Genomic DNA, 22812 nt, shown 5'->3' on the forward strand with positions numbered 1-22812 from the left:
CCTGTTTTTTTTCGCTAAAACAGCTTATGCTTTTAACGTTTCTCAAGGAGCTGTCATGGACCACCGTAAGTTCAGCCGTATTTTGTATAACAATCAGGCCACTCTGCGTTTTCAGGGCCAGAACTTCTTCACTCAGGTGCTGGATCTGTCGTTAAAAGGTGCCTTGGTACAGCGCCCCACCGATTTTCAAGGGCTGGTCGGTGAACAGGCGCAATTACAGTTTCAGCTGGACCAATCTGAGCTGGTGTTAGAAATGGATGTCAGCATTGCTCACTTACATGACGCCACTATAGGCCTGCGCTGTGAGCGTATCGATATTGAAAGTGCCAGTCATTTGCGCCGGTTATTAGAGCTGAATCTCGGTGACGCCGAAATGCTCAGCCGTGAACTCAGCGAGCTGTCAAACTAGGCCCTGCGGCTTCCAGCGCTTCCAAAGCGGCCGGATAACCAAATGCGGCCGCACGCCCCATCAACAGCTGCCAACGTTGCATATCCTGCTGTTGGCGCGCCAGATAAGCAAAATAATACTGTACCGGCATCAGCAAAGCGGCCTGCGCGAGCTGTTGTTGCATCACCCGCTGATATAAAGCCGGTACTGCCAGTTCAAAATGCTGCATATGGCTGTCTGCCTGCACCGGGCGCCACGCCTGAATGCCGGCTGCACGGCAAGTCTCGACCGGCGTTAACTGCAAGTCCTGCACATCAAGCTGCCAATGCCTGGCATAACGGCCGGCATCGGCTGTCTCCAGCAACAAATTCGCGAGAACGTCGGTGCGTGCACATTCCGTTGTCGCCGTTGTTGCCGGCAACGGATACTCATCAATAAACCCCAGAGCATGGCTGAATTCATGTCGGAACAACGCCGGTGAAAACTGCTCCGGCAATTGCAACCAGCCATTGTTAAAGCTGGCCTGGCCACGGCCGGCGGCAACCAGCAGAATTTGTGCCTTGCTGTGCTGCATGATTTCACTTAGGCGGGCAGGATCACAGGCAATGCGCTGCTCTGCCTGCTCTGTACAGCGCAGGTCGCGGCTATCGACGAAGATCGGCGCCAAAAAGCAGACTGGTAGCGGCGCAAAATCAGACTGTGGCCAGTCTTGCTGCAACTGTTGCCAATGCGCGACCGATGCTTCGGTGCTGAGCACAGCTTGTACGGTCAGCTTACAACCGGCTTGCGCCGTGCTGGCGGTCAGGGCCGGCGGCGTCACAGTTGCGTCGTGCCATAAGCCTAAACGCACCGCCTGCGCAGATGACAGCGGGGCCACTGACCATGCCTGCAGCTGTTGGTATTGTTGTAACGGGCCAAGCTGCGGCCCTGTCAGTTCCAGCCACTGGGTGACGGCCTCAGGATGACCTTGCCTGATAGCGGTAGCCAGCTGCTCGGCTGCTTTGATCGGCAGGCCTACCTGTAACGAGCGTTGGGCTCTGCTTAATTCCAGTGCGCCCGGTTCAGGTGCGGGCTGTGGTTGGCAGCCCAACAGCAGCGCAAATAAAAAAAAGCCAGCGAGCCGGCTTTTTTTAACCTGACACCACAGCTTAATGCTGATGTGCATCCGTCTGTTCCTGCGTTTCAGCCTGATCCGAAGAGCCAGCCTGCTCAATGACGGCCTGACGCAACCGATCCAGCTCGAGCCGGGCGTAACGATGTTCAACAAACTCATACACGTTGGTCGCCAGTGACTTTTTAAAGTACAAGGCCGCTTGTGTCGGGTTCTGTTTCAGCGCATGCCAGCGCGCCAGGTAAAAATACACTTCACAGAGTTGTTCGGCGAGTTGCTTCGGATCTGTGGCATCAGTGCTGGCGAGCTTTAACAGCTCGGTTTCACTGATTTGACCAAGATAAAACGCCACAATCTGTGAGGACCAGGCTTTTTTATCCAGCGCCGCTTGTTGCTTCGCCAATAAAGCCAGTGCCTGCGGCTCCGACTGTTCGGCTCCGGCTAAAAATAACCAAAGACTCCGATATGGATCATCCGGTTTTAACGCCTGAAACTGTTGAAAATCACTGATCGCCAGCGCCAGTTTTCCATCATACTGCAAAGCAATACCACGGTTTAAATAGGCGTACTGATACTTGGGTTCCAGTTCGAGTGCGGAATCAAAAGCGTCGTAAGCCAATTCATAATCACCGCTCAGCGTGTGCTGAATGCCCATAAAGTTATAGGCATCCGCCATATCAGGCTGCAGGCGCAAAGCACGCATAAAATCATAACGCGCCAGCGCAGCAAGCCCGACGCTGTCATACATCACACCGCGGTCATAGTGCAAACGGCCACGCTCGGCGTCCGACATTTTAGCGTTTTGCAGCATTTCACTGATGCGCGCAATGGCGATTTCAGTGCGAAATGGCGCAGCGAGCGGTTCTGGTTCAAGCGGGTTTTCAACGAGGACACCAACAGGCGCTTTGGGCGCCAGTTGGCAGGCAGGTAACGCCACTACTGCGCTCAGCAGCAGTGGCACCAACAGCAGCTTAGTTAACTGCTTCGGCATGGGCAGCCTCGCCCGGTTTTGCATTGGCTTCTTTGATAGACAGACGGACACGGCCTTGTTTGTCTACTTCCAGTACCTTCACTTTCACTTTCTGACCCAGTTGCAGGTGTTCTGCCACGTTGTTCACACGCTCATCAGAGATTTGTGAAATGTGCACCAGACCATCTTTACCTGGCAGTACGTTGACGAAGGCACCGAAATCAACGATACGCACCACTTCACCTTCGTACACTGCGCCCACTTCGATTTCAGCGGTAATGGCTTCAATCTTCGCGATAGCAATACCAGCAGCTGCGCTGTTGGTAGCGGCAATTTTAACAGTACCGTCATCTTCGATTTCGATGGTGGTGCCTGATTCTTCAGTGATCTGACGGATCACAGCGCCGCCTTTACCGATCACATCACGGATTTTCTCCGGGTTGATGTGTAAGGTGTAGATGCGTGGCGCGTGCTCAGACAGTTCTGAGCGGTGCGTGCTGATTGCAGAATCCATTACGCCCAGAATGTGGATACGGGCTGCTTTGGCTTGTTTCAGCGCGATCTGCATGATTTCTTTGGTGATACCTTCAATCTTGATATCCATCTGCAGTGCAGTGATACCCGCAGTAGTACCGGCCACTTTGAAGTCCATGTCGCCCAGGTGATCTTCATCGCCCAGAATATCCGACAGTACGACGAAGTTGTCGCCTTCTTTCACCAGACCCATAGCGATACCAGCAACTGACGCTTTGATTGGTACACCAGCGTCCATCAGTGCCAGCGAAGAACCACACACAGACGCCATAGAGCTTGAACCGTTTGATTCAGTGATTTCAGATACCATCCGCACTGTGTACGGGAAGGCGTCAAAATCAGGCATCACTGCAGCTACGCCACGTTTTGCCAGACGACCGTGACCGATCTCGCGGCGTTTTGGTGAACCGACCATACCGGTTTCGCCAACAGAGAACGGAGGGAAGTTGTAGTGGAACAGGAAGTTGTCAGTTTTGTCTGACAGCAGGTCGTCAACTGTTTGTGCGTCACGGGCTGTACCTAAAGTACAAGTGACCAGTGCCTGTGTTTCACCACGGGTGAACAGTGCAGAACCGTGTGTGCGTGGCAGTAAACCTGTCATCACTGACAGACCACGGATCATTTCGTTGTCGCGACCATCGATACGTGGCTCGCCGGCAATGATGCGGGTCCGGACAATTTTTGATTCCAGGTTATGGAAAATTTCGCCGGCTTCAGTTTCGTTGAAGCTTTCACCTTCGGCCAGTTCAGCTTTGATTTGCGCAAAGACTTCAGCTTTGATAGCGCCAATGCGCTCGTAACGTTTGGCTTTTTCAGTGATGCGGTATGCTTCACCAACAGCAGCTGTCGACAGCGTTTCAATTTTGCTAATCAGCGTGTCATTTTTCGGTTTAGCAACCCAGTTCCAGGCTGGTTTGCCGGCTTCAGCAGCGAATTCAGCGATAGCTTTGATAGCAACCTGCATTTGGTCATGACCATACACCACTGCACCTAACATCACATCTTCTGACAGCACTTCAGCTTCAGATTCAACCATCAATACCGCGTTAGCAGTACCGGCGACAACCAGGTCCAGCTTGCTTGATTTCAGTTCGGTTTCAGACGGGTTCAGCACGTACTGGTCATTGATATAACCGACGCGGGCAGCACCCAGCGGGCCACTAAACGGGATACCTGAAATCGCCAGTGCGGCAGAAGTACCAAGGATAGAGATGATGTCCGGCTGGATGTCCGGCTCAACAGAAACCACAGTTGCAATGACCTGAACTTCGTTGGTGAAGCCTTCCGGGAACAGTGGGCGGATTGGACGGTCGATCAGACGTGAAGTTAAAGTCTCGCCTTCGCTTGGGCGGCCTTCACGTTTAAAGAAGCCACCAGGGATACGGCCGGCAGCATACATTTTTTCCTGGTAGTTTACAGTCAGCGGGAAAAAGTCCTGACCTGGTTTTGGTTCTTTTTTACCAACTACTGTGACCAGAACAGCGGTATCGCCCATGCTGGCTAATACTGCGCCGTCAGCCTGACGGGCCATGACACCTGTTTCTAAAGTGACGGTATGCTGACCAAACTGGAATGATTTTACGATAGGATTCACTTGATATTTTTCCTTTGTCTTGTACGCGTGGATCAGGGCCCTGCTGGGCCTTTTACGCGGTATATTTTTGGCTCGATATTGCGCGGCACAGTATAGCTGTTTCACAGGCGGAAAAGATAGTTCAGTACCGGGCAGCAACAGGAAAAAGCCGGGCTTTTTGTCGCAGTAAAATGGGGATCGGAAAAATTCGCCGCACTCTGGGTGGTTAAAATATTGCGGCCATAAAAAAAGGAGCTTTTAGCTCCTTTTTTATTGGTTTAGCAGGTCGATTAACGACGCAGACCTAAACGCTCGATCAGTGTTGCATAACGTGCTGAGTCAGTGCGCTTCAGGTAATCCAGCAGTTTACGACGCTGAGAAACCATCCGCAGCAGACCACGACGTGAGTGGAAGTCGTGTTTGTGTTCAGCGAAGTGTGGTTGCAGCTTGTTGATAGAACCAGTCAGCAGAGCGACCTGAACTTCAGTTGAACCTGAATCGGCAGCGTTTGCACCGAAGTCAGCCAGGATTTTTGCTTTTTCTGCAGTAGTTAGTGACATAGTATCCTCCAGGATATGAAATACAGCCGCAGCCAGGCACTAATCCAGCCTACGACCAAAAATGAGCGCGCATTCTAACACAGCTCGCGCTCAGTACAACAACTATCTTAACTATTCGCGGTATTCAGTAAACGACGCACTTTGAGTTCAGCACCGTCCTGCATCCCTACACCGATAAAACTTTGCTGTTCGTCATAAAGCGCAATGGCATCGTTTGGCCCTGCCGGCATCATTACCAGCAGCTCGGGGGTCAGCAAGACCGTCTGGCCATGGCGAAGACGTTTCACCGCAGCAGGTTCTAATGTCAGGCGCGGCAAACCGGCGAGCGCATAGTCCATCGGTAATAACAATGCATCAAGACCCGACCAATCCTGTGCCTGATTCAGCGGCGCCAGCAACTCATCCGTCAGCATCTGGCTGGCCTGAAAAGGCCCAACCTGAGTCCGACGCAGCGCTGTGACATAAGCGCCACTGCCCAGCGTTTCGCCGAGATCATCAATCAAGGTGCGGATATAAGTGCCTTTGCTGCAATGCACGATAAATCGGGCGTCCTTACCGTCAAAATCGAGTAATTCAAAGCGGAAGATATTAATGGGCCGGGCGTCGCGCGGCACTGTGATGCCCTGACGGGCATATTTGTACAGCGGCTGGCCCTGATACTTCAGCGCGGAAAACATCGTTGGCACCTGCAGCTGCGGTCCACGCATCTTTTCAACTGCCTGCTGTAACTGTGCCAAATCAAAGTTAACCGGTTTTTCGCTGATGATTTCGCCGGCCGCATCTGAAGTGTCGGTGCGTACGCCAAAACGCGCACTGACTTCATAAGTTTTGTCGGTATCGAGCAAAAACTGACTGAATTTGGTCGCTTCACCAAAACAGATTGGCAATAAACCAGACGCCAGCGGGTCTAAAGCGCCGGTGTGACCGGCTTTTTCTGCCTGATATAACCAGCGCACCCGCTGTAGAATGCCGTTACTGGACACTTCCAGCGGTTTATCCAACAGCAAAATGCCGTCAACGATACGACGCGCCATGTTTATTCTTCTTCGTCAGATTTGGTCTCAGCACCAGGTCTTGGATCCAATTCCTGACCCGCAGCGACGCGTTTTTGCTCGTCGCTTTTACGCACGTTTTCCACCAGATTCGCCATCCGGATGCCTTCATCCAGCGACTTATCAAAGTAAAAACGCACGGTCGGCACGATCCGCGCCTGGATCCGTTTAGCGATAAGGCTGCGGATAAAACCACTGGCATCGTTCAGGATGTCGAGGTTTTGCTTGACTTTGTCCGCTTCGAGGCCAAGGAAAGTCACATAAATTTTGGCGTGCGACAGGTCTTTGGACACATCGACGTCAGATACAGTGATCATGGTATGTAACCGTGGATCTTTAATTTCCCGCTGCAAAATGAGCGCCATTTCCTGCTGCATTTGCTGGGCGAGCCGGTCAACCCGGCTGAATTCTTTTGCCATAATACTCACCTGAAATCAGAAACAAACAGGGGCCGCTGGCCCCTGCTTCATTCAATAATTTCTATTAACTCAATAGATTACAGTGTACGTTCAACCTGAACCACTTCGAATACTTCGATTTGGTCGCCTTCACGGACATCATTGTAGTTCTTCACGCCGATACCACACTCGAAGCCGTTCCGCACTTCAGAGACGTCGTCTTTGAAGCGGCGCAGCGATTCCAGTTCACCTTCGTAAATAACCACGTTGTCACGCAGCACGCGGATTGGCGCATTACGTTTGACGATACCTTCAGTGACCATACAACCGGCAACTGCACCGAATTTCGGTGAACGGAACACATCACGCACCTGTGCCAGACCGATGATCTGTTGTTTGAACTCAGGCGCCAGCATGCCGGTCATTGCCGCTTTCACTTCATCTAACAGTTCATAGATGATGCTGTAGTAACGTAAGTCCAGATTCTCGTCTTCGATGATTTTCCGCGCATTGGCTTCGGCACGGACGTTAAAGCCGATAACGATGGCTGAAGATGCTGCTGCAAGCGTGGCGTCGGTCTCAGTGATACCACCAACACCGCTACCGATGATACGGATTTTCACTTCATCTGTAGACAGGCGTGACAGCGACTCGCTGATTGCTTCGACAGAACCCTGTACGTCAGCTTTAAGCACGATATTCAGCTCGGCCACATCGCCTTCGGTCATGTTGGCAAACATGTTTTCCAGCTTGGCTTTTTGCTGACGTGCCAGTTTGACGTCGCGGAATTTACCCTGACGATACAGGGCAACTTCACGGGCTTTACGCTCGTCACGAACCACGGTCACTTCGTCACCGGCTGAAGGAACACCGGACAGACCCAGAATCTCGACCGGAATTGACGGGCCAGCTTCTTTCACTTCCTGACCGTTTTCGTCACGCATCGCGCGAACACGGCCATATTCCAGACCACATAACACGATGTCGCCCTGACTCAGCGTGCCTTCTTGTACCAGGATAGAGGCCACCGGACCACGACCTTTGTCCAGACGCGATTCGATCACCACACCGCGAGCCATGCCTTCGCGTACTGCGGTCAGTTCCAGTAACTCAGACTGAACCAACAGTGATTCCAGCAGGTCGTCGATACCTAAGCCAGTTTTCGCAGAAACCTGCACGAACTGAGTATCACCACCCCAATCTTCAGAAATCACACCGTATTGCGACAGTTCGTTACGTACGCGGTCTGGATCTGCATCTGGTTTGTCGATTTTGTTGACTGCAACCACGATTGGCACACCGGCCGCTTTCGCGTGCTGGATAGCTTCTTTGGTTTGTGGCATTACACCGTCATCGGCTGCAACCACCAGAACCACGATATCCGTCGCTTTCGCACCGCGGGCCCGCATCGAGGTAAAGGCAGCGTGACCCGGGGTATCGAGGAAAGTGATCATGCCACGGTCAGTTTCAACGTGATAAGCACCGATATGCTGGGTAATACCGCCGGCTTCGCCCGCGGCTACTTTCGCTTTACGGATGTAATCGAGTAATGACGTTTTACCGTGGTCAACGTGGCCCATGACGGTGACTACCGGAGCTCGTGGTTCCAGTGCGCCTTCACCTTCACGGTCTGCCATCACGGTTTCTTCTAACTCGTTTTCACGGGTCAGTGTAAACTTGTGGCCCATTTCTTCACAGACGATAGCCGCAGTTTCCTGGTCTATCACCTGGTTAATCGTCGCCATCGCACCCATTTTCATCATCACTTTGATGACTTCAGAGGCTTTTACCGCCATTTTGGCAGCCAGTTCAGCAACAGTGATGGTTTCACCGATTTTCACTTCACGCTCAACCGGCTGTGCTGGCTTGTTAAAGCCATGCTGCATACTGGTTGGTGTTTTCTTTTTCTTATGACGATTGGCGCGGTTAAAGGCGTCTTTGTCATCGGCGTCATCTTTTTTCTTGGCTTTGCCAACCGGGGCTTTTTTGCCATGACGACGACCACCACGCTCATCGCGTGAATCTTCTTCGTCTTCCGCCTGTTTAGCGAAGACGTTACTGGTCAGGTGGTAATCACCCACTTCCACTGCCGGAGCAGCTTCTTGTGACCAGCGTTCTGCATTCTCTTCTGCCAGACGACGGGCTTCTTCTGCCTGGCGCTGGGCTTCTAATTCCAGCTTGCGCAGGCGCTCTGCATCTTGCTGAGCGATAATCCGCTCGGCTTCGCGTTTGGCTTCTTCTTTTGCCGTGCGACGTGCCGCTTCTTCCGGATCATCTTTCGCCAGCTGAGCGCGTTCTGCTTCACGGCGTTTTGCATCTGCCGCTTTACGTTCCGCTTCGGCTTTACGTTCAGCATCTTCACGGGCGCGCTTTTCAGCGGCCTGACGCTCAGCTTCTAAACGTGCTTCTTCTTTAGCTTTTTCTTCGGCCAGACGGGCTTCTTCTTCCGCTTTAATCGCGGCGTCATCCATCATCGGGCGTTTGACATAAGTTTTTTGCTTGCGGACTTCAACCTGAATTTCCCGGTTGCGGCCAGCACCACCGCTGACACTCAGCGTGGTTTTTTCTTTGCGTTTCAGTGTAAGCCGTGAAGGCTCATTACTGGCTCCGCCGTGTTGTTTACTCAGGTGCTCCAGCAGCGACTTTTTCTCATCTTCGCTGACCATCTGGCCAGCCTGCTTTGCAATACCTGCATCAGCAAATTGTTGAACCAACCGATCAACAGTCGTTCCCACATCACTGGCCAGTTTTTCTATCGTGACATCTGCCATGTAATAGTTTCCTCCGTTGACCTATCAGTTCTGCTCGCTAAACCAAACGATATTGCGTGCAGCCATAATTAATGCAGCAGCTTTATCTTCTGCCATTTTTTCAATTTCAATCAAATCATCGACACCTAATTCGGCCAGATCATCGAGCGTCACCACACCTTTACTGGCCAGAACATAAGCGGTGTGGGTTTCCATGCCTTCGAGGCTCAGCAGCGCTTCACTTGGCTGCGAACCTTCCAGTGACTCTTCACTGGCCAGCGCACGGGTCGTCAGAACGGCTTTGGCGCGGCGGCGTAATTCTTCAACAGTGTCTTCATCCAGACCGTCGATGCTCAGCAGTTCAGAAACCGGTACATAAGCAACTTCTTCCAGCGTGGAGAAGCCTTCGTCGACCAGAATCGAAGCGAAATCTTCGTCGATTTCCAGCGCGTCCATAAACACACTGAGCACTTTCGACGTTTCTTCCTGATGCTTTTTCTTCATGTCAGAAACTGACATCACATTCAGTTCCCATTGTGTCAACTGACTGGCCAGACGCACGTTTTGACCGGCGCGACCAATCGCCATTGGCAGATTTGAATCTTCTACCGCGATATCCATCGCATGGGCATCTTCATCGACAATGATTGACGCAACTTCAGCCGGTGCCATCGCATTGATGACGTATTGTGCAGCGTTATCGTCATACAGAACTATATCCACACGCTCACCGCCCAGTTCACCTGAAACAGCTTGTACGCGTGAACCGCGCATCCCCACGCAAGCGCCGACCGGGTCGATCCGGCGGTCGTTGGTTTTGACGGCGATTTTGGCGCGTGAGCCCGGATCGCGGGCAGCGCCACGGATTTCGATCATTTCTTCACCAATCTCCGGCACTTCGATGCGGAACAGTTCGATCAGCATTTCCGGACGGGTACGGCTTAAGAATAACTGGGCACCACGGGCTTCCGGGTTGACTGCATAAAGCAGCGCACGGATGCGGTCGCCAGGACGGAAGGTTTCGCGTGGGATCATCTCTTCGCGGGCTAACATCGCTTCGGCGTTATTACCCAGGTCTACGATGACGCTTTCGCGATTGACTTTTTTCACCACGCCGGTGACCAGCTCGCCGACCTGGTCGATGTAAGCTTCAACGACTTGTGAACGTTCAGCTTCACGAACCTTTTGCACAATGACCTGCTTGGCCATTTGCGTGGTGATACGGTCAAACTGAATAGATTCAATTTGCTCTTCAACGTAATCGCCGACTTTCAGCTCTGGCTCATCATACTGGGCCGCAGATAAAGTCATTTCGCGGAACGGATGTTCCTGTACCTGGTCATCCGGGATCACTAACCAACGACGGAAAGTTTCATAAGCGCCGGTTTTACGGTCAATTGCTACACGAACTTCAATGTCGCCTTCATTTTTCTTTTTGGTGGCTGCTGCCAGCGCGAATTCCAGCGCCTGGAAGATTTTTTCACGCGGAACTGATTTTTCGTTCGATACCGCGTCAACAACTAATAATATTTCTTTTGCCATGATTTCTGCCTCACTCAGAGCCGTGGTTCTTGTCAGAACACCGGAACTACGTTTGCTTTTTCTACGTTATCCATAAGCAAACGATAAGGTTTGCCATCCACTTCGATGACCAGCATGTCATCTTCTATTGCATTAAGAAGCCCTTTGAAACGCCGGCGACCATCCTGCGGAATGGCCAGTTTGACTTCAATTTTTTGTCCGACCACCTTGGCGAAATGTGCCGGGGTAAACAAAGGACGATCTAAACCCGGAGATGAAACCTCCAGGTTGTATTCGTTGGGAATTGGGTCTTCGACATCAAGGATGGCACTGACTTCACGGCTGATCAGCGCACAGTGGTCAACATTAACCCCATCCGGATGATCAATAAATAAACGCAGGGTGGAATGCCGGCCTGCGGCCATGAACTCGATGCCCAGCAGTTCAAAGCCATTGGCTGCAACTGTGGGTGCCAACAGCTCAGTTAAACGCTGTTCTTGTTTAGTCAAAGAGACCTCCGGAAATAAAAAAAGGGCATATAGCCCAGAATAGTAGTACAACGTTACCCCAGATATAAAAACGCCCCGACAGATCGGGGCGACTTTACACCGGTAAAACAGGATATCGCCAATCCTGTTTTAAATCTGGTTGCGAACTGAAGTTTACACTTGCGGTTCGCGACAACGGCTGAATTCAGGGAAAACTGTCATTGTCGGTGAAAGTGGTTGCGGGAGCCGGATTTGAACCGACGACCTTCGGGTTATGAGCCCGACGAGCTACCAGGCTGCTCCATCCCGCGTCCGTAACTGGCGTGCATTATATAGTGGAGACCACTGTATCGCAACATATTGTTTTGCAGTGTACTGGCTGAGTTTCACTGCATCATCACCATATTTGAGCAACGGCAATGACAAGAATTGGTGCCGAGAGCGGGACTCGAACCCGCACGCCTAGGGCACTACCACCTCAAGGTAGCGTGTATACCAATTTCACCATCTCGGCATTATTCAGAGGGTATTCCGGAAGATTAGTTACCGACCGGGATATCTTTAGAAGCTTCTTTTTTCTCTTCAGGCTTAGCTGGTGCAGTTTCTGCAGCTGCTGGCGCTGTGATGTTTTCAAATTCAGATTTCTTCTGAATATGAGTGGTGTTGTAGTTGCCCAAAATCAGGCTCAACACGAAAAATAAAACTGCTAATACTGTGGTTGAACGGGTCAGGAAATTACCGCGACCAGCAGAACCGAAAATCGTTGCCGAAGCACCCGCGCCAAATGACGCACCCATATCTGCGCCTTTACCGTGCTGGATCAGCACCAGACCGATAATTGCCAGCGCGACGATTGCGTATAAGACGATGATAATTTCGTACATCTTTATTCCTTTGCCATCCGGCAAATTGCAGCAAACTCTGCTGGTTTTAAACTTGCTCCGCCGACCAGCGCACCATCGATGTCTGGTTGGCTAAACAGTGTCGGCCAGTTGTCGGCATTGACACTGCCACCGTATAAAATTCTGACCTTAGCAGCCGCTTCCGGATTGATGCGTGCCAGGTGTTGCCTGATAAATGCGTGCACTTGTTGTGCCTGCTCAGGCGTCGCTGTAAGCCCTGTGCCGATGGCCCAAATGGGTTCATAAGCAATCACAGTCTCAGCCAGCAAATCAGGGTGCGCAGCATACACTGCATCCAAATGCTGTGCAAGAACCCACATGGTTTTTTCTTGCTGCCTTTCGGATAAAGTCTCGCCAAAACAAATGATTGGCGTGATCCCAACCCTTAAAGCCTGCTGTGCTTTTTGTAAAACTGTTGCATCAGTTTCGGCAAACAGGCAACGCCTTTCACTGTGTCCGAGAATCACATACTCGGCACCAGCGGCGCGAATCATATCAGCACTTATTTCACCTGTGAAGGCACCAGCCGTCTCACTGCTGACATTTTGAGCACCGAGCCGGTATTGCGACGATTTCGGGAAGTCAGACAGAAAGATTACAGGCGGACAGATCAGAATTTCATGAGGGCTGTCGATACCTTGCAGCGTGGCAGCCATCGCGCTGACCAGTTCACGATCCCCATTCATTTTCCAGTTTGCAGCTATTAACGGACGACGGACTGTCATGCGGACTCCCCTGTTTCAGCCGGCGCGATCTTAACGAACATCGCCCCTGCAGACAAGCAAAAGCCGAAAAAAACCTGTGCTGAGATTTTTTTCGGCTCATTTTTTCAGCGCACCAGCACGGGCTGTTTAACACTGAAACAGCCCCATTATTAACTGGCCAGTTTTACTGCGGCAGCGATCCGCTCAGCATATTCCTGTACCTGGGCCTGTTCTCTTCCTTCTACCATTACACGAATTAAAGGCTCAGTGCCGGATTTACGAATAAGAACCCGACCCTGACCGTGTAATTCAGCTTCAACCTGAGCGATTACTTCTTTCACGTGCATGTTATCCAGCGGTGCCGAACCTTTTTCAAACTTCACATTGACCAACACTTGTGGCAATTTGGTCATACCGTGACTCAGTTCGGCCAGGCTCAGGCTGGTATCCATCATCGCAGCCAATACCTGCAACGAGGCGACGATACCATCCCCAGTGCCAGTATGGTCAAGGTTAATGACATGGCCGGAATTTTCACCACCGATGCGCCAGCCATTTTCCTGCAGCAGTTCCATTACATAACGGTCACCGACTTTACTGCGTACAAACGGAATGCCAAGCTCTGCCAGCGCTAGTTCAAGACCCATATTACTCATCAGAGTCCCAACAACACCACCAGTCAGGCGGCCGCGTTGTTTGGCTGAGCGCGCAATCATATAAATAATTTCGTCGCCATCGATTTGGCGGCCCAAATGATCCACCATCATCACCCGGTCACCATCGCCGTCATAAGCAATACCGAGGTCAGCGCCCAGTTCAACCACTGCCTTTTGCAGATCATCAGTGTGCGTTGCACCACACTTTTCATTAATATTCAGACCGTTCGGTGTACAAGCGATAGTGTGCACTTCTGCACCTAACTCACGAAACACGTTCGGTGCAATGTGATAGGTGGCGCCATTGGCGCAATCCAGCACAATTTTATAGCCGCTCAATGACATATGATTCGGCAGGTGGCTTTTACAAAATTCAATATAACGGCCTGAGGCATCGTCGATCCGCTGCGCTTTACCGAGCTTTTCAGAAGGTTCACACACCATCGGTTGTTCAAGCTCGGCTTCGATGGCAAGTTCAATGTCATCAGCCAGTTTACTGCCGTCGCCGGAGAAGAACTTAATGCCGTTATCATAATAAGGGTTGTGCGACGCACTGATGACGATACCGGCTTCAGCCCGGAAGGTATGGGTCAGGTAAGAAACCGCTGGCGTTGGCATCGGTCCTAATAACCGCACATCGATACCGGCAGAGATTAAACCGGCTTCTAATGCTGTCTCCAGCAAATAACCAGAGATACGGGTGTCCTTGCCAATCAATACTTTACGTGTGCCGCGCTGCGACAATACCCGGCCGGCTGCCCAGCCCAATTTCATTGCAAATTCCGGTGTGATTGGAAACTCGCCGACCCGGCCACGTACACCATCAGTTCCAAAAAACTTCCTGCTCATTGAATTACTCCAGATTTGGTCGCGGCAACAATAGCTAAAGCATCTGCCGTTTCTTTGACATCATGGACACGAACTATCTGTGCCCCTTGCATGGCGGCTATTGTGGCACAGGCAATACTGCCTGCCAAACGTTCTGATACGTTGCGCTGAAGTAACTGACCGATCATAGACTTACGCGACATTCCGGCCAGGACCGCATAGCCGCTCCCGACAAAATCCGGCATCGCCGCCAGCAGCTGATAATTGTGGCTGAGGCTTTTACCAAAGCCAAAACCCGGGTCCAGGATAATTTGTGACGCCGGGATACCAGCTTGCTGACATTGCTGTGCACGCAAGATTAACCATTGCAGGACTTCACTGACGACATCCTGATAAACCGGCTGATGCTGCATCGACCTCGGCTGCCCTTGCATATGCATCAGACAAACCGGCAATTGGCTGGCAATCGCCACCTGTAGCGCACCGTCTTCCTGCAAAGCCCGCACATCATTGAGGATATCTGCGCCAGCAATTGCCGCCTCGCGCATCACTTCGGCTTTACTGGTGTCAACAGAAATCACCAGGTCGGGAAATTTACGCCGGATTGCACTCAACACTGGGATCACCCGCTGTAACTCGTCGTCCAGCGTCACATCCGCAGCCCCCGGGCGGGTGGACTCGCCACCGATATCAATGATTTCAGCGCCGGCGGCTACTAATTCGCTGACCCGGTCTAAACACGCTTGTTCACCGGTAAAACGGCCACCGTCGGAAAACGAATCCGGCGTAACATTTAAAATCGCCATCAGCCGGGTTTGGCGCAAATCCAGCCGGCGCTGGCGCGGTAATAACAATTCCATCAGGACTCCAAACAGAAAACCCCGGCGAACCGGGGTTTTATTTAATTAGACAGGATTAGCTACTGTGGCTTTCGCTTGGCGTCACATCAGCAGTTGGTGTTGCTGTCGCCGCTGCGCCGCCTGAGCCTGGCGCTTCAGGCTTTTTGTCTTTCGGCTCCCAATGCTCTGGTGGACGCACTTCACGGCGTGCCATCAGGTCATCGATTTGTCTGGCGTCGATGGTTTCGTATTGCATCAGGCAATCTTTCATCGCGTGCAGAATATCCATGTTCTCTTCGATCAGTTGCTTCGCCCGCACATAGTTCCGGTCAACAAACTCGCGGATCTCCTGGTCAATCAGCTTCACAGTATCTTCAGACATATGTTTGTTCTTCGTCACTGAGCGGCCAAGGAACACTTCACCTTCTTCTTCCGCGTACAACAAAGGCCCCAGTTTTTCTGAGAAGCCCCACTGCGTGACCATCTTACGCGCCAGATTGGTCGCGCGTTCGATGTCGTTAGAAGCACCGGTGCTGACCGCTTCGGAACCGTAAATCACCTCTTCGGCGATCCGGCCACCAAACAACGAGCTGATCATGCTTTCTAAGAAACGTTTGGAGTGACTGTGGCGGTCCTGCTCCGGCAAGTACATGGTCACACCCAGCGCGCGGCCGCGTGGGATAATACTGACCTTGTAAACCGGGTCATGTTCCGGTACCAGACGTCCAACGATGGCGTGTCCGGCTTCATGATAGGCCGTCATTTCTTTTTCTTTCTCTGTCATGACCATAGAGCGGCGCTCTGTGCCCATCAGAATCTTGTCTTTGGCTTTTTCAAATTCGTCCATCGACACCACGCGGCGATTATTCCGTGCGGCAAACAAAGCTGCTTCGTTCACCAGGTTCGCCAGATCGGCACCTGAGAAACCTGGCGTACCACGGGCGATCAAGGATGCATCTACACCATCGCCCAACGGCACTTTGCGCATGTGAACTTTCAGAATTTGTTCACGGCCACGCACATCCGGTAAACCAACCACGACCTGGCGGTCGAAGCGGCCCGGACGTAATAATGCAGGATCCAGCACGTCTGGTCTGTTGGTAGCAGCGATGACAATAATACCCTCGTTACCATCAAAACCGTCCATCTCTACCAGCATCTGGTTCAGCGTTTGTTCGCGCTCGTCATGACCACCGCCAAGACCTGCGCCACGCTGACGACCAACCGCATCAATTTCGTCGATGAAGATGATGCACGGAGCAGCTTTTTTCGCCTGTTCGAACATGTCTCGCACGCGGCTGGCACCAACACCAACAAACATCTCAACAAAGTCCGAACCGGAAATGGTGAAAAACGGCACTTTGGCTTCGCCGGCAATCGCCTTGGCTAACAGGGTTTTACCTGTACCCGGTGGGCCTACCATCAGCACGCCTTTTGGAATACGGCCGCCGAGTTTCTGGAAGCGTGATGGGTCTTTCAGATAATCAACCAGTTCGGTCACTTCTTCTTTGGCTTCGTCACAACCGGCAACGTCGGCAAAGGTAGTTTTAATCTGGTCTTCACCCATCAGGCGGGCACGGCTCTTACCAAAAGACATCGCGCCTTTGCCACCACCGCCCTGCATCTGGCGCATGAAGAAAATCCACACACCAATCAACAACAGCATTGGGAACCAGGAAATGAAAATCTGACCTAACAAACTGGTTTCTTCCGGTTTCACGCCGGTTGAGTCCACGTTGTTTTTGATCAGATCGTCCAGCAGTTTTTCATCATAACCGCCAGGGATTGTAGTTTCGATACGCTGGCCGTCTTTACGGACGGCCCGCACCACGCCACCGCGGTCCACCTGAACTTCGCGGATTTGCCCCTGATTCACATCATTAATGAACTGGGTATAGCTGGTGCTGCGATCAGACCGGTCGGCCGGACTGAAGCTGTTGAACATCGTCATCAGTACGACGGCGATCACCAGCCATACCATCAGATTCTTTGCCATGTCGCTCAAGGAAATAACCTCTTGTTACCAGAATTGCTTCTGTTGCTACTTTACTAGAGTTTGAAACCAGTCGCCACGATATATGTCTCGCTGGAACGGGCGCGGGACGAATCGGGTTTGCGGATCCGTACATTGGTAAATACGTCCCGGACCTGCTGGACAAAGGTTTCGAAGCCCTCGCCATGGAACACTTTGACGACAAAACTACCGTTTTTCTTCAGTACTTTGTTACACATATCCAGCGCCAACTCGACCAGATACATGCTTCTGCTCTGGTCGACTGTGGCATTGCCACTCATATTCGGCGCCATGTCAGATAACACAACATCGACATTACGGCCATCTATGCGGGTTAGCAGGGCTTCCAGCACTGCGTCTTCGCGAAAATCGCCCTGCAGAAACGCCACACCGGCCAGCGGATCCATCGGTAATATATCGCAGGCGATGACCATGCCGTCCTGCCCGACCAGTTCTGCCGCCAACTGCGACCAACTACCGGGGGCAGAGCCCAGATCTACGACTGTCATCCCGCTTTTGATCAATTTATCTTTTTGCTGGATCTCGTCGAGCTTAAAGGAAGCCCGGGAGCGCAAGCCTAATTTTTGTGCCTTGTGCACAAAAGGATCGGACACATGTTCCTGCAGCCAGCGGCTGGAACTGGCCGAGCGCTTTTTCTTTGTCATGGAAACACTCTTAATTGGTCTTCCCTGCAAGATGGCGGTACAATGACGCTATTTCAAGCTTTCCACACGGAAAAATCTATTTTATGAGTCTTACAAACAAGCAAAAACAATTTTTAAAAGCCAAAGCCCACGAATTAAAGCCGGTGATCCTGCTCGGTGGCAACGGTCTGACCGAAGGCGTGATGGCCGAAGTCGATCTGGCGCTGGAGCACCACGAGCTGATTAAAGTCAAAGTGCCAAGCATTGACCGTGAAGAAAAGCTCGCTGTGATGGACGCCATTGTGCGTGAATCTAAAGCAGAAAAAGTGCAGGTCATTGGTCATATTTTGGTGCTGTACCGCGCCGCCAAGGACAAAAAGCTGCAACTGCCACGTGGCTGATTTCGTCAGCACAAACAGCAGATGACTCTGTTGTTTGAGTACAGGAAACTTAAAAAACCGCTCCAGGCGGTTTTTTTATTCGCTACCATCCGTGGTGCTCACCTTCTAGGCCAGCGCTTTGCGTTGTTAAAAACCGCTCCCGGCGGTTTTTTTATTCGCTGCCATCCGTGTCGCTCACCTTCCAGGCCAACGCTTTGCGTTGTTAAAAACCGCTCCAGGCGGTTTTTTTATGCCTGTGAAATCGCTGCTGGCTTGGCTGGCTGAATAAAACCGGCAACCAGCAAATTCTGCCGGGCCTCTTCATCACTACCCGCGCGTTGACGGACCAGCGGACCAGGCACATCGACCGACGTTGCTTTAACAAACTGCCAGCCAACCAGGTGATCGGCCGGCACCAGCGCAATCACATGCGCCAGTTGATGAGCCAAACACCACGCGCTGTTATCCAGCGCCGCCGCGAAAATCTCAGCAGGACTGGTTTGCCATTGCCGGACGTCCAGCACTAACGCCCACGGCTTGCCAATGAGCGGTGCCACCAGTTCGCGAAATGCGCGGACATAATCGTCAACGTCGCGGAGAGTCCAGACGCCAAGGGCACGCACCCACAAAGTCTGATCTTCCAGTTCCAATTCAAACGCGGGATGATTACTTCTCATCTGAGGCTCCGATTGACACCAGCAGTTACAACACCTGACCACTGTTATTAAACCATAGTCAGGTCCGATAGAAACAACAAAAGCGGCCGAAGCCGCTTTTTCATGTCATTTCAAGACTAAAGTCTTATTCAGACGTACTGCACATCAGTGATTTCAAACTCAACCACTCCAGAAGGCGTAGTGATATTCACCACATCGTCCTGGCTTTTACCAATCAGGCCGCGGGCAATTGGCGAATTCACCGAAATCAGATTGTTTTTAATATCTGCTTCGTCATCACCAACGATTTTGTAAGTGACTTCTTCCTCTGAATCCAGATTCAGAATGGTTACCGTCGAGCCAAAAATCACTTTGCCATTGTTGTTCAGCTTACTGATATCGATGATCTGCGCGTTCGACAGTTTGCCTTCGATATCCTGAATACGGCCTTCGCAAAAGCCTTGCGCTTCACGGGCGGCATGGTATTCCGCATTTTCTTTCAGATCACCATGCTCACGCGCTTCGGCAATGGCTTCGATAATCGCCGGCCGCTTCACTGTTTTCAGTTCATGCAGTTCGTCACGCAGTCGCTGCGCGCCCTGAACTGTCATCGGGATTTGACTCATCCGTTAACTCTCTTATGTAACTCCTGCACCGAATTCACTGTACCAAACGCATTGGCGGCGTTGGCTTTACAGGTCGCGAATGCGGCGTTCAGGGTCGTGGTGTAATTGGCTTTATGTTGCAGGGCGCCACGACGTAACACTTTGGAATCTTCAATCGCCTGACGGCCTTCAGTGGTGTTGACGATATAACTGTACTCACCGTTTTTGATCCGATCCAGAATGTGCGGGCGGCCTTCAAATACTTTGCTGACTTCGCGGCATGGAATACCGGCGGCCTGCAACGCTTTCGCGGTACCGCCGGTGGCATCCAGTTCAAAACCGAGGCTAACCATGGTTTTTGCCAGTTCAACGACGCGCACTTTATCGCTATCACGGACCGAAAGTAAAGCACGGCCACCGGTTGGGATCAGTGTCCCAGCCCCCAGCTCACTCTTGGCAAAAGCTTCGGCGAAGGTTTCACCCACGCCCATCACTTCGCCGGTTGAGCGCATTTCAGGGCCAAGGATAGGGTCAACACCCGGGAACTTGTTAAACGGGATCACCACTTCTTTCACTGAGAAATACGGTGGGATGATCTCTTTAGTCACGCCTTGTTCCTGCAGTGAACGGCCGGCCATGCAACGGGCGCCGACTTTGGCAACGGCAACGCCGGTTGCTTTAGACACAAATGGCACCGTGCGCGCGGCACGCGGGTTCACTTCAATCAGATACACTTCGCCGTCTTTGACCGCGAACTGGGTATTCATCAGACCAACAACGCCTAATTCCAGTGCCAGTTTACGCACCTGGTCACGCATCACGTCCTGAATTTGCTGATTCAGGCTGTGCGGTGGCAATGAACAGGCCGAGTCGCCTGAGTGCACACCAGCTTGTTCGATGTGTTCCATGATGCCGCCGATGACAACTTCTTTGCCGTCACAGATGGCATCGATATCCACTTCAATCGCATCGTCCAGGAAACGGTCCAGCAACACCGGTGAATCGTTAGACACTGACACGGCTTCGGTCATATAACGACGTAAGTCGATGTCGTCATAAACGATTTCCATGGCGCGGCCACCCAGTACATAAGATGGGCGTACTACCATCGGATAACCGATATCCGGCGCTTTGGTCAGCGCCTCTTCCATGCTGGTCACAGTGGCGTTTTTCGGCTGTTTCAGACCCAGACGTTCTACCGCCTGCTGGAAACGTTCGCGGTCTTCGGCGCGGTCAATCGCATCTGGCGATGTTCCGATAATTGGCACGCCATTAGCTTCTAAAGCACGTGCCAGTTTCAGTGGCGTCTGGCCACCGTATTGCACGATCACGCCTTTAGGCTGTTCTTTTTTCACGATTTCCAGCACGTCTTCCAGTGTGATCGGCTCAAAGTACAGGCGATCTGAAGTGTCGTAATCGGTCGATACTGTTTCCGGGTTACAGTTCACCATGATGGTCTCATAACCGTCTTCGCGCAGCGCTAAGGCCGCGTGTACACAGCAATAGTCAAACTCGATACCCTGACCGATGCGGTTCGGGCCACCACCGATGATCATGATTTTGTCGCGGTTGCTTGGCGCCGCTTCACACTCTTCATCGTAAGTGCTGTACATATAAGCGGTGTCGGACGCGAATTCTGCCGCACAGGTATCCACGCGTTTGTAGACCGGGTGCAGACCAAAACCATGGCGTTTTTTCCGCACTTCGGCTTCAGCCACGCCCAGAATGTCAGCGATACGTTTGTCGGCAAAACCTTTGCGTTTCAGTACTGTCAGGCGGGCCTGATCCAGACCGGCGAAGCCAGCCGCTTTGATAGCTGCTTCTTCTTTGACTAAATCTTCCAGCTGTACCAGGAACCAGGGGTCGATATTGGTCAGCTTAAAGATTTCATCCATGCTCATGCCAAAGCGGAACGCATCGGCGATGTACCAAATACGGTGTGAGCCAGGCTCACGCAGTTCGCGGGTGATTTTCTCTTTGGCTTCCGGCGCATGAATATCAATAATCGGGTCCAGACCACAGACGCCGATTTCGAGGCCACGTAACGCTTTTTGCAGCGACTCCTGCTGGTTACGGCCAATCGCCATTACTTCACCGACCGATTTCATCTGCGTCGTCAGACGGTCGTTAGCACCGGCAAATTTCTCGAAGTTAAAGCGTGGCACTTTGGTCACAACATAATCGATACTCGGCTCGAATGACGCAGGCGTACGACCACCGGTAATGTCATTCGCCAGCTCGTCCAGCGTATAACCAATCGCCAGCTTGGCCGCGACTTTGGCGATAGGGAAACCGGTTGCTTTCGATGCCAGCGCAGATGAACGCGACACCCGCGGGTTCATCTCGATGATCACCATGCGGCCATCAACCGGATTGATACCAAACTGCACGTTTGAACCACCGGTTTCTACGCCGATTTCACGCAGCACTGCCAGAGAGGCGTTGCGCATGATTTGATATTCTTTGTCAGTCAGGGTCTGAGCTGGTGCCACAGTGATGGAGTCACCGGTGTGCACGCCCATCGGGTCGAAGTTTTCAATTGAACAGACAATGATGCAGTTGTCGTTTTTATCCCGCACCACTTCCATCTCGTATTCTTTCCAGCCGATCAGTGATTCGTCGATCAGCAGCTCTTTGGTCGGAGATAAATCGAGACCACGGGCACAAATTTCGTCGAATTCTTCGCGGTTGTAGGCGATACCGCCACCTGAGCCGCCCATCGTAAAAGACGGACGGATAATGCATGGAAAACCAATGGTTTCCAGCACCTGGTAAGCTTCTTCCATCGAGTGAGCAAAACCTGCGCGTGGGCATGACAAACCAATCGAGCGCATCGCTTTGTCAAAACGACCACGGTCTTCGGCTTTGTCGATAGCGTCAGCAGTAGCACCAATCATCTCGACGTTATATTTCGTCAGCACACCATGACGTTCCAGATCCAGCGCACAGTTCAGCGCCGTCTGCCCACCCATGGTTGGTAACACCGCACATGGCCGCTCTTTCTCGATGATTTTTTCTACCACTTGCCAATGGATAGGCTCGATGTACGTTGCATCGGCCATTTCCGGGTCGGTCATGATAGTCGCCGGGTTTGAGTTGACCAGAATGACCCGGTAACCCTCTTCCTTCAGCGCTTTACAGGCCTGAGCACCTGAATAGTCAAACTCACAGGCCTGACCGATAACGATTGGGCCTGCGCCCAGGATTAAAATACTTTTAAGGTCGGTACGTTTTGGCAT

Annotated in this window: 20 protein-coding genes and 2 tRNA genes; 2 read left to right on the plus strand and 20 right to left on the minus strand. The window is 52.0% G+C overall.

Translation table 11 applies throughout. The annotated features are described in order from the left end of the window. Positions 1–55 precede the first annotated feature (55 nt). Entirely contained in the window at positions 56–409 is a 354-nt protein-coding gene (locus tag ABNT34_RS16075; RefSeq protein WP_348733418.1) for a PilZ domain-containing protein, read from the plus strand. Here ABNT34_RS16075 and ABNT34_RS16080 read toward each other — a convergent pair. The 17 genes from ABNT34_RS16080 to rlmE form a co-directional block, all read right to left on the minus strand. Then, positions 390–1553: a hypothetical protein gene (locus ABNT34_RS16080; RefSeq protein ID WP_348733420.1), complete on the minus strand. Its 1164-nt coding sequence runs from the start codon at positions 1551–1553 to the stop codon at positions 390–392. The genes ABNT34_RS16075 and ABNT34_RS16080 overlap by 20 nt on opposite strands. Next, complete coding sequence (nlpI, locus tag ABNT34_RS16085) at positions 1537–2490, minus strand: lipoprotein NlpI (protein ID WP_348733421.1); 954 nt, start codon at positions 2488–2490, stop codon at positions 1537–1539. The genes ABNT34_RS16080 and nlpI overlap by 17 nt, the downstream gene beginning before the upstream one ends. After that, a complete protein-coding gene (gene pnp / locus ABNT34_RS16090; protein ID WP_348733422.1) occupies positions 2471–4597 on the minus strand; it encodes a polyribonucleotide nucleotidyltransferase in 2127 nt (708 codons plus the stop codon). Before pnp ends, nlpI begins: the two co-directional genes overlap by 20 nt. Before the next feature lie 269 nt (positions 4598–4866). Continuing rightward, entirely contained in the window at positions 4867–5136 is a 270-nt protein-coding gene (gene rpsO / locus ABNT34_RS16095) for a 30S ribosomal protein S15 (RefSeq protein WP_031568361.1), read from the minus strand. Between the two features lie 107 nt (positions 5137–5243). Further along, positions 5244–6170, minus strand: a complete 927-nt coding sequence (truB, locus tag ABNT34_RS16100; RefSeq protein ID WP_348733423.1) for a tRNA pseudouridine(55) synthase TruB — start codon at positions 6168–6170, stop codon at positions 5244–5246. Positions 6171–6172: 2 nt separating this feature from the next. Next, positions 6173–6607 (minus strand): 30S ribosome-binding factor RbfA, encoded by a 435-nt coding sequence (gene rbfA, locus ABNT34_RS16105; protein WP_348733425.1) that lies wholly within the window; start codon positions 6605–6607, stop codon positions 6173–6175. Positions 6608–6684: 77 nt separating this feature from the next. Next, on the minus strand, positions 6685–9357 hold the full coding sequence (gene infB / locus ABNT34_RS16110) for a translation initiation factor IF-2 (RefSeq protein WP_348733427.1): 2673 nt from the start codon (positions 9355–9357) through the stop codon (positions 6685–6687). A gap of 24 nt (positions 9358–9381) precedes the next feature. Further along, entirely contained in the window at positions 9382–10878 is a 1497-nt protein-coding gene (gene nusA, locus ABNT34_RS16115) for a transcription termination factor NusA (protein ID WP_348733429.1), read from the minus strand. Between the two features lie 32 nt (positions 10879–10910). Continuing rightward, positions 10911–11366, minus strand: a complete 456-nt coding sequence (rimP, locus tag ABNT34_RS16120) for a ribosome maturation factor RimP (protein WP_348733431.1) — start codon at positions 11364–11366, stop codon at positions 10911–10913. Between the two features lie 213 nt (positions 11367–11579). Continuing rightward, positions 11580–11656 (minus strand) — tRNA-Met (locus ABNT34_RS16125). A 119-nt stretch (positions 11657–11775) separates the two neighbouring features. After that, positions 11776–11859: transfer RNA gene (locus ABNT34_RS16130), tRNA-Leu, on the minus strand. A gap of 25 nt (positions 11860–11884) precedes the next feature. Continuing rightward, entirely contained in the window at positions 11885–12229 is a 345-nt protein-coding gene (secG, locus tag ABNT34_RS16135) for a preprotein translocase subunit SecG (protein ID WP_348733433.1), read from the minus strand. A 2-nt stretch (positions 12230–12231) separates the two neighbouring features. Further along, positions 12232–12972 carry a triose-phosphate isomerase gene (gene tpiA, locus ABNT34_RS16140; protein ID WP_348733435.1) on the minus strand — a complete coding sequence of 247 codons (741 nt, stop codon included), beginning with the start codon at positions 12970–12972 and terminating at the stop codon, positions 12232–12234. Between the two features lie 149 nt (positions 12973–13121). Continuing rightward, the gene (glmM, locus tag ABNT34_RS16145; RefSeq protein ID WP_348733437.1) at positions 13122–14456 is read right to left on the minus strand and encodes a phosphoglucosamine mutase; all 1335 of its coding nucleotides are present in this window, start codon (positions 14454–14456) and stop codon (positions 13122–13124) included. Then, positions 14453–15295, minus strand: coding sequence for a dihydropteroate synthase (gene folP, locus ABNT34_RS16150; RefSeq protein ID WP_348733439.1), 843 nt, complete (start codon positions 15293–15295; stop codon positions 14453–14455). Before folP ends, glmM begins: the two co-directional genes overlap by 4 nt. A 55-nt stretch (positions 15296–15350) precedes the next feature. Next, positions 15351–17270, minus strand: a complete 1920-nt coding sequence (gene ftsH, locus ABNT34_RS16155; protein ID WP_348733441.1) for an ATP-dependent zinc metalloprotease FtsH — start codon at positions 17268–17270, stop codon at positions 15351–15353. A 53-nt stretch (positions 17271–17323) separates the two neighbouring features. Beyond that, positions 17324–17953, minus strand: coding sequence for a 23S rRNA (uridine(2552)-2'-O)-methyltransferase RlmE (rlmE, locus tag ABNT34_RS16160; RefSeq protein ID WP_348733443.1), 630 nt, complete (start codon positions 17951–17953; stop codon positions 17324–17326). Between the two features lie 83 nt (positions 17954–18036). On the opposite strand from rlmE, the gene yhbY reads away from it, so the two are divergent. Next, positions 18037–18333, plus strand: a complete 297-nt coding sequence (gene yhbY / locus ABNT34_RS16165; RefSeq protein ID WP_348733444.1) for a ribosome assembly RNA-binding protein YhbY — start codon at positions 18037–18039, stop codon at positions 18331–18333. A gap of 227 nt (positions 18334–18560) precedes the next feature. Here yhbY and ABNT34_RS16170 read toward each other — a convergent pair whose 3' ends face one another. From ABNT34_RS16170 to carB, 3 genes are all read right to left on the minus strand, one after another. Then, positions 18561–18989, minus strand: a complete 429-nt coding sequence (locus tag ABNT34_RS16170) for a hypothetical protein (protein WP_348733445.1) — start codon at positions 18987–18989, stop codon at positions 18561–18563. Between the two features lie 128 nt (positions 18990–19117). Continuing rightward, entirely contained in the window at positions 19118–19594 is a 477-nt protein-coding gene (gene greA / locus ABNT34_RS16175; protein ID WP_348733447.1) for a transcription elongation factor GreA, read from the minus strand. Further along, the gene (gene carB / locus ABNT34_RS16180) at positions 19591–22812 is read right to left on the minus strand and encodes a carbamoyl-phosphate synthase large subunit (protein ID WP_348733448.1); all 3222 of its coding nucleotides are present in this window, start codon (positions 22810–22812) and stop codon (positions 19591–19593) included. The genes greA and carB overlap by 4 nt, the downstream gene beginning before the upstream one ends.

The organism is Rheinheimera texasensis (assembly GCF_964031785.1).
Taxonomy (GTDB): domain Bacteria; phylum Pseudomonadota; class Gammaproteobacteria; order Enterobacterales; family Alteromonadaceae; genus Pararheinheimera; species Pararheinheimera texasensis_A.

Bases quoted from the DNA above. Each gene is read 5' to 3' on its own strand.
- ABNT34_RS16075 (WP_348733418.1), top strand. From the start codon at position 56: ATGGACCACCGTAAGTTCAGCCGTATTTTGTATAACAATCAGGCCACT.
- ABNT34_RS16080 (WP_348733420.1), bottom strand. From the start codon at position 1,553: ATGCACATCAGCATTAAGCTGTGGTGTCAGGTTAAAAAAAGCCGGCTC.
- nlpI (WP_348733421.1), bottom strand. From the start codon at position 2,490: ATGCCGAAGCAGTTAACTAAGCTGCTGTTGGTGCCACTGCTGCTGAGC.
- rpsO (WP_031568361.1), bottom strand. From the start codon at position 5,136: ATGTCACTAACTACTGCAGAAAAAGCAAAAATCCTGGCTGACTTCGGT.
- truB (WP_348733423.1), bottom strand. From the start codon at position 6,170: ATGGCGCGTCGTATCGTTGACGGCATTTTGCTGTTGGATAAACCGCTG.
- rbfA (WP_348733425.1), bottom strand. From the start codon at position 6,607: ATGGCAAAAGAATTCAGCCGGGTTGACCGGCTCGCCCAGCAAATGCAG.
- infB (WP_348733427.1), bottom strand. From the start codon at position 9,357: ATGGCAGATGTCACGATAGAAAAACTGGCCAGTGATGTGGGAACGACT.
- nusA (WP_348733429.1), bottom strand. From the start codon at position 10,878: ATGGCAAAAGAAATATTATTAGTTGTTGACGCGGTATCGAACGAAAAA.
- secG (WP_348733433.1), bottom strand. From the start codon at position 12,229: ATGTACGAAATTATCATCGTCTTATACGCAATCGTCGCGCTGGCAATT.
- tpiA (WP_348733435.1), bottom strand. From the start codon at position 12,972: ATGACAGTCCGTCGTCCGTTAATAGCTGCAAACTGGAAAATGAATGGG.
- glmM (WP_348733437.1), bottom strand. From the start codon at position 14,456: ATGAGCAGGAAGTTTTTTGGAACTGATGGTGTACGTGGCCGGGTCGGC.
- folP (WP_348733439.1), bottom strand. From the start codon at position 15,295: ATGGAATTGTTATTACCGCGCCAGCGCCGGCTGGATTTGCGCCAAACC.
- ftsH (WP_348733441.1), bottom strand. From the start codon at position 17,270: ATGGCAAAGAATCTGATGGTATGGCTGGTGATCGCCGTCGTACTGATG.
- rlmE (WP_348733443.1), bottom strand. From the start codon at position 17,953: ATGACAAAGAAAAAGCGCTCGGCCAGTTCCAGCCGCTGGCTGCAGGAA.
- yhbY (WP_348733444.1), top strand. From the start codon at position 18,037: ATGAGTCTTACAAACAAGCAAAAACAATTTTTAAAAGCCAAAGCCCAC.
- ABNT34_RS16170 (WP_348733445.1), bottom strand. From the start codon at position 18,989: ATGAGAAGTAATCATCCCGCGTTTGAATTGGAACTGGAAGATCAGACT.
- greA (WP_348733447.1), bottom strand. From the start codon at position 19,594: ATGAGTCAAATCCCGATGACAGTTCAGGGCGCGCAGCGACTGCGTGAC.
- carB (WP_348733448.1), bottom strand. From the start codon at position 22,812: ATGCCAAAACGTACCGACCTTAAAAGTATTTTAATCCTGGGCGCAGGC.